Origin of the sequence: Clostridium sp., assembly GCF_036569345.1 — a bacterium.
Taxonomy (GTDB): Bacteria; Bacillota; Clostridia; order Clostridiales; family Clostridiaceae; genus Clostridium_AD.
Genome location: NZ_DATCQT010000177.1, coordinates 1 through 9,285, shown reverse-complemented (window position 1 = coordinate 9,285; position 9,285 = coordinate 1). Strand labels below are relative to the sequence as shown.

The 9,285-nt window shown below is 33.0% G+C and carries 9 protein-coding genes; all 9 read left to right on the top strand.

Going from position 1 to position 9,285, the window contains the following annotated elements; genetic code table 11:
* Positions 1–6: 6 nt before the first annotated feature.
* The 9 genes from VIM70_RS23465 to VIM70_RS18325 all read left to right on the top strand — a co-directional run bounded on the left by VIM70_RS23465 (position 7) and on the right by VIM70_RS18325 (position 8,882).
* Positions 7–150, top strand: a complete 144-nt coding sequence (locus VIM70_RS23465; RefSeq protein WP_414648727.1) for an HNH endonuclease — start codon at positions 7–9, stop codon at positions 148–150.
* 285 nt (positions 151–435) lie between these two features.
* Positions 436–1,074: an N-6 DNA methylase gene (locus VIM70_RS18360; RefSeq protein ID WP_331947234.1), complete on the top strand. Its 639-nt coding sequence runs from the start codon at positions 436–438 to the stop codon at positions 1,072–1,074.
* 65 nt (positions 1,075–1,139) lie between these two features.
* Positions 1,140–1,601, top strand: a complete 462-nt coding sequence (locus VIM70_RS18355; protein WP_331947233.1) for a hypothetical protein — start codon at positions 1,140–1,142, stop codon at positions 1,599–1,601.
* A gap of 354 nt (positions 1,602–1,955) precedes the next feature.
* Complete coding sequence (locus tag VIM70_RS18350) at positions 1,956–2,456, top strand: hypothetical protein (RefSeq protein ID WP_291112205.1); 501 nt, start codon at positions 1,956–1,958, stop codon at positions 2,454–2,456.
* Positions 2,457–2,468: 12 nt separating this feature from the next.
* The gene (locus VIM70_RS18345) at positions 2,469–3,047 is read left to right on the top strand and encodes a DUF6338 family protein (protein WP_291112202.1); all 579 of its coding nucleotides are present in this window, start codon (positions 2,469–2,471) and stop codon (positions 3,045–3,047) included.
* A gap of 15 nt (positions 3,048–3,062) precedes the next feature.
* Entirely contained in the window at positions 3,063–3,269 is a 207-nt protein-coding gene (locus VIM70_RS18340; RefSeq protein WP_291112199.1) for a hypothetical protein, read from the top strand.
* 95 nt (positions 3,270–3,364) lie between these two features.
* On the top strand, positions 3,365–6,121 hold the full coding sequence (locus tag VIM70_RS18335; protein WP_291112198.1) for a class I SAM-dependent DNA methyltransferase: 2,757 nt from the start codon (positions 3,365–3,367) through the stop codon (positions 6,119–6,121).
* A 60-nt stretch (positions 6,122–6,181) separates the two neighbouring features.
* Positions 6,182–6,532, top strand: coding sequence for a hypothetical protein (locus tag VIM70_RS18330; RefSeq protein WP_291112195.1), 351 nt, complete (start codon positions 6,182–6,184; stop codon positions 6,530–6,532).
* Positions 6,533–7,400: 868 nt separating this feature from the next.
* A complete protein-coding gene (locus tag VIM70_RS18325) occupies positions 7,401–8,882 on the top strand; it encodes a hypothetical protein (RefSeq protein ID WP_331947232.1) in 1,482 nt (493 codons plus the stop codon).
* Positions 8,883–9,285: the final 403 nt, after the last annotated feature.

Here is a 9,285-nt window from a genome sequence, read left to right as displayed (position 1 = left end):
AGAGACATGAACCTATGCCAACATTGTAAACAAAAGCCTGCGGTGGACATACATCACCTTACCTATGAACATTTATTTAATGAACCCATCGAAGACTTATTGGCGCTTTGCCCTACTTGTCATTCCAAAGTACACAGCAAGGTATTGTAGCGGAATGAGTTATTCATTCTCTCCACAAAGTTAGCTGAACCAGCCAAATACAGCCACTAACGTTTCAAGGTAGTATCACGAAAATGGGTATCCTTCCAGGAGCCTCCACATTTTCTTAGCTCTCCACCTTGCCTTAATTCGTCTGTTCAGCAGTTCGTCTGTTCGAGAATTCACTCGACATTAAAACTTACTGCTATGGAAATTAAACAACTGCTAACAGTCTTTGAACGCTATGCTTATGGCCAATCGTTACACACTGCATTTACTGAATTACTTGACTGGACCTTGTTACCTTTTAAGAAGTACAGCACGATTGATGAACAAAGCCAGGCACTTGAAACTTACAAAACCCATCCAAAAGTTGAACAACTTGTAAACCTGGTTACATTAATAGGTGACCTATCAGAAGATTTTAATGATCCACTTGGTGAATTATACATGCAAGCTATCTCTAATGGCTTCAATGGTCAGTATTTTACACCAACACCAGTGTGCGAAATGATTTCGGCTATAACCATTGGTGAATGCCTTGAAAGCAAAGAAACAATTTGTGATCCAGCTTGTGGTTCGGGTAGAATGCTTTTAGCATCTGCAAAATTTAATCGCCATTCAAAATTCTATGGTGCAGACCTGGATAATACTTGCTGTAAAATGGCACTCGTAAACATGCTGCTTAACTCACTTACAGGTGAAATAGCCCACATGAACACATTGAGTAACGAATTTTACAATGGATACAAAACCAGTACAATATTAATTGACGGTTTTCACATGCCTCACTTTATAGAATTTACTGAACCTGAGTTGAGTTACATTTGGCTCAAACCTTTAAAATGTAAAGAAGTTAAACCAGCATTCACTATGCCATTTGAACCTGTTAAAGCAACACAACCTATTAATGGAGTACAGGGAAGTTTGTTTTAAATAAGATTGTCTATCTGCAAATGTTTGTTAGCTTTGGATTTAAACCAATCCTGATGACAAATAAAATGCTACGACTATCAAAGAAGATAGTTATCTCTTCTGATCAAGACGTAAAAACCTATGAAGTTGAACGATGGTACAATGAATATTTTAAAGAATACAACTATCAACTTGAACACTTGGGTGTCGCGGTAGGTCAGCAGACGACAAGTCCTAATGAAAAAAAAATAACTTCAGCATTAGAGGGAATGTACGCAGCAAACCTCGCTGCCAAGATAATTCAAAACAAACCATTCGTTGACTTCTACGGATATCAATTTGTTACTCCATCTGTAAAAGTCACTTCATTTGGTTTCTCAAGAAACCAAACGAACCCCCAATTAACTGTTTATCTTATAACACAACCTTTGGAACTACTTGAATCATATGGCTCCATACTGATCTTAAAACACCCAACAAATGAAGATAGCAGTATGGTTATAAGCATTGAGTTAAATGATTCAACGTCGATCTATTCAATTAGCTAGTAACAAGCAACGCCAAGGTACAGCCCACATTTTGCATTTAATGTACTATGCCATTTTTCTAACTATTTAAAAGGTAAAGAAGTTAAATCTCTATTTACCATACCATTTGAACCTGTTAGAGTATTACTGCTGATTAATGTAGTACAGATAAGACTCTTTTGATTTGCCATTAAAGGCAACCTTCATTAAGATTTTTGTACTTCTTCTTATGGGTACGCAATAATACGTTCAATCACAATATGGTTTGTCAATAGTTAAATCAATGTGTTGATAATTAAATTGCTAAATGGTTTAGCAATACATTATATTTGATAAATATGCAGTCTGTACCTTATTATTTCAATACAAAATCAAATGAAATTAGCAACAATTAAGTTAGCCCAAAGGATTACGTTAAATAGCAAAGCTGGTGCGAAAGCATTTGGGCTTGAAAGACAATTCGAAAATTATCTGACATCTATAAAGGACATATGTGTAATGCAAGGATTAACTGACCAATCTAGATTACCTATTAAAATGTTAAACGAATTAGAGAAAGCTTTAGAAACTATTCATTTAAACAGCTTTGCCTATGTTTTGAAAGAAACCAAGCCTTTAAATGACGTTAGTGATACACATAAATTCGATATAGCTGATATTACACTAAAATTGAAATCTTATGATATTCCATCAAACACATTAGAATTAGATATTTTTTGCATTACTGGTGAATTACATTTAATTGATACAATAGGAACCTTTGCCATCATTGAAAAGAATATAGATGGTGCTACGTGGGCTAAAACATTAACGGTCGCTTTATCTCACAATACAACAATCTATGCAATTAAAGCTACGCCGTTAGATAGTAAATAAGCTAATTAGAGAATGAGTCTATTAACAAACAACATACCGTTATTCATTATATTATTTCTACCTGGCTTTTTGTCTGTTAAAGTCCATCGACTTTTGATAGCAGATGAGAAGTACGATTTTACCAAGAATTTATTTGAAATTATAGGGTATAGCTTAATTAACTTCGTTTTGTTTTCCTGGCTAATAGTTATTAATGACTATAACAATTGGATTAAAGTTTTTCCAGCAGGCTTTTACACTTCTGCATTTATTGTTTTAATTGTTGGACCATTAATTTGGCCTTTAATTTTAAACAGGGTTCTCAATAGTAAAATGATTAAACCCCATGTTATAAGTAGTTCAAAGTCTGCGTGGGATTTTATTTTCACAAAAAGAAATGGAGCCTGGGTTATTGTACATTTAAAAGATGGAAGAAAGATTGGTGGTAAGTTTAGTACGAAATCTTTCGCTTCTCCTTATCCCTGCAAAGAAACTATATACATCGAAGAATTATGGGAATTAGAAGGTAGTAAATTTGTCAATATTATACCAAGGACAAACGGAATTCTTATAATATCAGATGATATTTTTGCGATAGAATTTTTCAATTAATTAAAAATCATAGTCATGTCAGAAGAAGATTCAAAAAAACAGGGAAAATCAATTCATCACGCACCAGAAATCAAAAAAGGGAATGATGCAGAAAGAGGTGGATTTGATCAAGTTAGAAACAAGGGAAATTTAAGCGAGGGTTACCAGCCTATTCGAGACATAATAGATACGTCTCCACCCGATGGCGGTTCAGGAGTTCCAGATAAGGATAAAGACAGTTAATGATTTGTTGATTGAAACGCCAGGCTTCTCAGCTTGGCGTTTTAATTTTAGTACAGTTTGATATTTATTTTTAATTTACAACCAAATAAACCTGTATGGCACTAAGTTGGAATGAAATTAAAGATAGAGCAGTTACATTTTCAAAAGAATGGGCTGATACCTCTAATGAAGAAGCTGATGCAAAGCCCTTTTTAGAGGCATTCTTTAATGTTTTTGGCATTACAAGAAAGCGGGTAGGTACTTTCGAGCATCGGGTTAAAAAACTTGGTGAAACGGATGGATACATCGATTTACTTTGGAAAGGCACTATACTTATAGAAATGAAAAGTAAGGGCAAAAACCTTGACAAAGCATTTGTACAAGCAAAAGACTATATCCATGGATTGAAAGAGTTTGAACTACCAAAATACATCCTTGTTTCTGATTTCGAGAGATTCAGACTTTTTGATACCGAAGAAAATAAAACAATTGAATTCCACCTAAACAATCTCGTTAAATTCGTTCAATATTTTGGATTTATAGCTGGATACCAACAGCCTACCTATAAAGAACAAGACCCTGTTAACATAAAAGCAGCGGAATTAATGGGTAAACTTCACGATAAGCTTAAATCGATTGGATATGAAGGACATCCATTGGAAGTATACCTTGTTCGTTTGTTGTTTTGTTTATTTGCTGACGACACAACAATTTTTGATAAAGACATTTTTAAAGAGTTTATAGAACAAAGGACTAATGATGATGGAAGCGATTTGGCTGCCAGGTTGAGTGAGTTATTTTACATTTTAAACACACCACAAGATAAAAGGCTTAAAAACCTTGACGAACAGTTAGAAGCGTTTCCATATGTTAATGGAAAACTTTTCGAAGAAACATTGCCACATGCATCATTTGATAATCAGATGCGAAAGACCCTATTAGAATGTTGTGGGTTAAATTGGGGTAAAATATCACCAGCCATTTTTGGCTCTATGTTCCAAAGTGTAATGAACCCTGAGGAAAGGAGGAACCTTGGAGCCCATTATACCAGTGAAAAAAATATAATGAAGCTCATTAAGCCTTTGTTTTTAGATGATCTTCACAAGGAATTTGAATCAATTAAATCCAACAGAAACAAGCTATCTGAATTCCATAAAAGACTTAGTGAACTCAAATTCCTTGACCCAGCTTGTGGTTGTGGAAACTTTTTAGTGATCACCTACAGAGAATTGAGGTTGCTTGAAATAGAGATTTTACGTGCTATGAATAAATCAGGCCAAGGATTCTTAGATGTGAGAGAAATCATTTGGTTAGACGTTGATATGATGTACGGAATTGAATATGAAGAATTCCCTGCCAGAATAGCTGAAGTTGCAATGTGGTTGATGGATCATCAAATGAATATGGCTATTAGTGAAGAATTTGGACAATATTTTGTCCGATTGCCCTTAAAAAAAGCTGCAACAATTATTAATGGAAATGCTTTGCAAATAGATTGGGAAAAAGTTGTCCCTCATCAAGAACTTTCCTTTATTATTGGTAACCCTCCCTTCATTGGCCATCAGTGGAGAAGTGAACAGCAAATGATTGATATGGAATTAGTTTTTGGGAATGCAAGAAGGTGTGGAAGATTGGATTACGTAGCGGCCTGGTATTTAAAGGCAGCTAAAATGATTCAGGGTACCAGGATAAAGGTAGCATTTGTATCTACAAACTCAATTGAGCAGGGTGAACAAGTTGGTATTTTGTGGTCGTTGCTGTTGACTAAATATAAAATTAAAATTCACTTTGCACATAGAACATTTAGCTGGAGTAATGAAGCAAAAGGAAAAGCCGCAGTTCATGTAGTAATCATAGGATTTGCTAATTTCGATTGTACTATTAAAAAGATTTATGACTACGAGAACATAAAAGGAGAACCCCATGAAATGGTAGTTAAAAACATAAATCCATATTTGACTGAGGGTGAAGATATTTTAGTGGAATCGAGGGGGAAACCTATTCATAATTTCGCCGAAATGTTTAAAGGCAGTCAACCGACTGACGGAGGTTTCTTACTTTTTACGGAAGAAGAAAAAGAATCTTTTTTAGAAAAGGAGCCGTTATCTAAAAATTGGATACGCTCTTTTATGGGTGGTGAAGAACTTTTGAACAAGAAAAAGAGATACTGTTTGTGGTTAAAAGATTGTCCTCCTGATTTGTTGAAAAAAATGCCTTTCGTGTTAAAGAGGCTTGAAGAAGTTTCTAAATCAAGGCTTCAAAGCTCAACAAAGAGCGTTCAAGAATTTGCAAAGTTTCCGTCATTATTTACTCAAAACAGGCAACCAGATTTTGATTATCTGGCTATACCTGAAGTATCATCAGAAACAAGAAGATATATCCCTATAGGTTATTTGTCAAAAGAAGTGATCGCGAGTAATAAAATATATATGGTCCCCGGAGCTTCATTGTATCTCTTTGGGATACTTATGTCGTCTATGCACATGACCTGGACAAAGACAGTTTGTGGGAGAATGAAATCCGATTATAGCTATTCCCCTTCGGTTTATAATAATTTTTCATTTCCAATAGAACCGAATGAAAAACAAGTCAAATCCATCGAAACAGCAGGACAAAATATTTTAGATATTCGTGCAAAATTCTTCAATAGTTCATTAGCGGATTTATACGATGCTCGATCCATGCCACCAGAGTTAACAAAGGCGCATCAAGAGTTAGATAAAGCGGTTGATTTAGCCTATCGTCCACAACCATTTTTGACTGAAGCAAAGCGATTGGAATTTCTTTTTGATTTATACGAGAAATATACTGCTGACCTATTTACTAAAGAAAAGGTAAAAAAAGGCAAAAAGATTACATCAGATAATATTTAACGATTCTATTTTTAATGCTAATATTTTTAGCATAAATTTGTAATAACAAATTGCAAGTTGATGGAAAATTTTAGGTTATTAAATGAAAATGGATTAACCATTATTGAACAAATGAAATACTCTTTTAGAGTAAGTGTTCAGAAGAATAGAAAATTAACACCTGATAATAAGGGAGCTATTTTAGAGGCCACTCATTACAAAGAGGATGGAGTTTTCATAAACAATGGTAGCTACATATTTGAGGTTTTAAGCAAAGAGAATCAACCAATTTATGATGAAGTGGATTTAACGTTGTTCCATACTGCAATAGATTTTTTCTTCAAATCAATTTTGGATACAGAATACTTTGTCAAAAGCATACCTCAATCATCCAGCCTTTATAAAGGAGATAAAAAGTTAGTTTGGGCTTGATAATTTAGATAATCGGAAAGTGACCTACACCAGGTTTACTTCTTACACGGCCAAAATTTAAGTCACTATTGATTGATCTTAAAGTTAACTATCTGTTTGCCCTTTTAATGAGTAAGGAAGGCGCTGATATATACTGTATAATAAACGTAAATCAACACACAGACTCACTTCTTAAAAGGCCATAATTTGGATAACACCGGGTTAAACTTATTATTTTCAATCTAAATCAATCTTCCGACACTTAGTTAATTTACCTTTATAAACAGCATTTTAAAAGTCAACTGTCGGTAACTCTATAACTTGCTTAATCATTGAACCAGAAGTCTTACCCTGTAAGAAGTAAGGAAGGATTGTCAGCTAAAATCTCAATAATCGAAAAAATAACGATTTCCAATAATTTCTTAATTTTTGTAAGTTTCTTTATAAAGGTATTTTTCAATAAAAATTGCCAAAAAAGTAAAAAGTGTAAATTAGGCTTATTGCCGTTTAAGAAGTAAGGGAAAGTTGAAGTGCAGCTATACAATCATCATTTTTGAAATTTTGCTACAGTTAGAAAAAGGGGGCTTAATAACCCATTTTATTGAAAAAGTGTAGCAACAAGTCTATTTTTAGGGTAGGTAGATACTTTATATTTCAATGACAAAAACGATTGGTGGACGCAGCAATAGTTTGTTTAAGTGTTTTTTACCGTTAAAACAATTATTAAAATGTAAAATAAAATTTATTTATAAATCAAATTGTTAAGTTTATATTCTAAATTTAAAATCTTGAAATTGTTACAATAACAAACTCTAACCTCTAACCTATTATGCCATTCTTTTACGATAGAATAACTGCGCAATCTGGTTTATCCCAATACAGTAATTATTTGGAAAATGAAAGATATTTAAATGATTTAAAGAGTAACACTAATGATGCAATAAATTATCAATTAATAGAAGTGAGAAGAGCAATTGGGAAAAACTCTTACCAGTCAATAAAATCTTTTGAAAAATTAACAAATTATGTATGTGGAACTTTGGAAAGTGGCTTTAGTCATTTGGAAGGTGAATTAAAGGGTATAAACTGGACACTTAACGATATTAATGAGGGTATCGGAAATTTACATTTGATGTTAGATTGGAAGTTGGATTTGCTACTGGAAGGTCAAAAAATTACAAACCTTTATTTGGGAAAGATAATTCAAATCCTAAAGATCCCTGATAGTCAAATGCAAAGAGGATACCATGTCGAGCAGGGTTTAACTTATTTGAAGAATGCGATCATTGAAGGTTCCAATAGTGATTTTTTTTCCGATGCATATGACGAATTAATTAAAGCAAAAAACATAGAGGAAAAAGATTATTTCTGTCTGCATAAACTAGGAATTATTCATTTAAACTCGCTAAAACATTTAGATATTAAAAAAGCGGATGAATATTTTCGGTTAGCAGCAAGATATTCGAAAGCTGCCGCACTTGTCGCACCTAAAAATAACAATTCATCTCATAAATACGAGGTATTAACTGAAAGTCAATTATTGATAGAAACAGCGTCCGCTTTTATCTTTGCAAGCAAAGCAAATTATATATTGGATAACAAATTAGAAAGCATAAAATTGGCTCAACAAGCAGTAGAGTTACAACCAGAAAATTTAGATTATAAAATTCATTTGGCAAAGTGTTTTACCGCCAATGGACAAGACCATATTGCAGCTATAATTATTGTTGAGGTAATAAAAATTGATAAAAATTATTCAGTTAAAATTTTAACTGATGCTGATTTTGTTTCTAAGTCTATTATACTAAATGAAATTGAGCTTTTGGCTCAAAAGCTAATCAATCAAATTCAAGGTGAATTAGATTATTTAAACTCAATACTTAATATAAGCAGCATTGCAAAGGCGGATTTTTTTCGCGTTCAAAGTATTTTTAGCCCTACAACATACCTAAATGCTCGCGAAGTTGAAAAGGAACTTGCGAGTATTAAATCTTGGACATATACACACTATGAAAATGATTTTTTCGAAAAAGACCATTATCGTTTACCTGTTCTCGAAAAAAAGTCAATCAATACGTCGATTTCTCAGATAATTCGTATTGAGAAGGAAGAAAAAGGTAATAAAAAAGCCTATGATATTAATATCAGAATAGCTCGGGAATTAATAAATGCAAGAATTAGAAAACGTGAAGGTAAAGAACAATTAATAAATTTTGTCAAACTGTTGGTTGTATTGATCATTCTAATTACTACATGGAATTTTTCATCTTCGATGGATGGATGGTTTAATAAGTTTCTAATAAGAGCATCGACCTTACTTGGTGCAGTTGTCGCTGTGGGCTTAATATTCAAAAAAGATCTTAATTTATGATGTTAAAGGCTTAAGCTAACTTCTTATAAGGTAAGACTTACAATAATACAGTGGGTAAACAGATTCTTGACCTTACAAAAAGTCAGCATAATGCCATCCCATACCAAATAAAATCAACTTCCAATAAATTATCAAAGTTTGTAATATCCTTTATAAAGAAACAGTATTTGACTAAAAATTGGAAAAATGATAATCTCAACTCAAGAATTTAACACCTTCTATAAAGTAAGAAATACCCAATTTCTTGAATTAGAAAACGTTATTATCAAGGTGAAGTTTATTCCTTAAATGATCACCTATTGTCGCATGTAATATGTTTCCTCTACAAATTGATAAGTAGTTGAAGGGTTCAGTTGCCAATTAGGGTTTTGAATATTTGAAACATAAGTATTTGTCAATTCCA

Excerpts from the sequence above, each read along its gene's own strand:
- VIM70_RS18335 (WP_291112198.1), top strand. The coding sequence starts at position 3,365 with ATGGCACTAAGTTGGAATGAAATTAAAGATAGAGCAGTTACATTTTCA.
- VIM70_RS18350 (WP_291112205.1), top strand. The coding sequence starts at position 1,956 with ATGAAATTAGCAACAATTAAGTTAGCCCAAAGGATTACGTTAAATAGC.
- VIM70_RS18355 (WP_331947233.1), top strand. The coding sequence starts at position 1,140 with ATGCTACGACTATCAAAGAAGATAGTTATCTCTTCTGATCAAGACGTA.
- VIM70_RS23465 (WP_414648727.1), top strand. The coding sequence starts at position 7 with ATGAACCTATGCCAACATTGTAAACAAAAGCCTGCGGTGGACATACAT.
- VIM70_RS18345 (WP_291112202.1), top strand. The coding sequence starts at position 2,469 with ATGAGTCTATTAACAAACAACATACCGTTATTCATTATATTATTTCTA.
- VIM70_RS18330 (WP_291112195.1), top strand. The coding sequence starts at position 6,182 with ATGGAAAATTTTAGGTTATTAAATGAAAATGGATTAACCATTATTGAA.
- VIM70_RS18340 (WP_291112199.1), top strand. The coding sequence starts at position 3,063 with ATGTCAGAAGAAGATTCAAAAAAACAGGGAAAATCAATTCATCACGCA.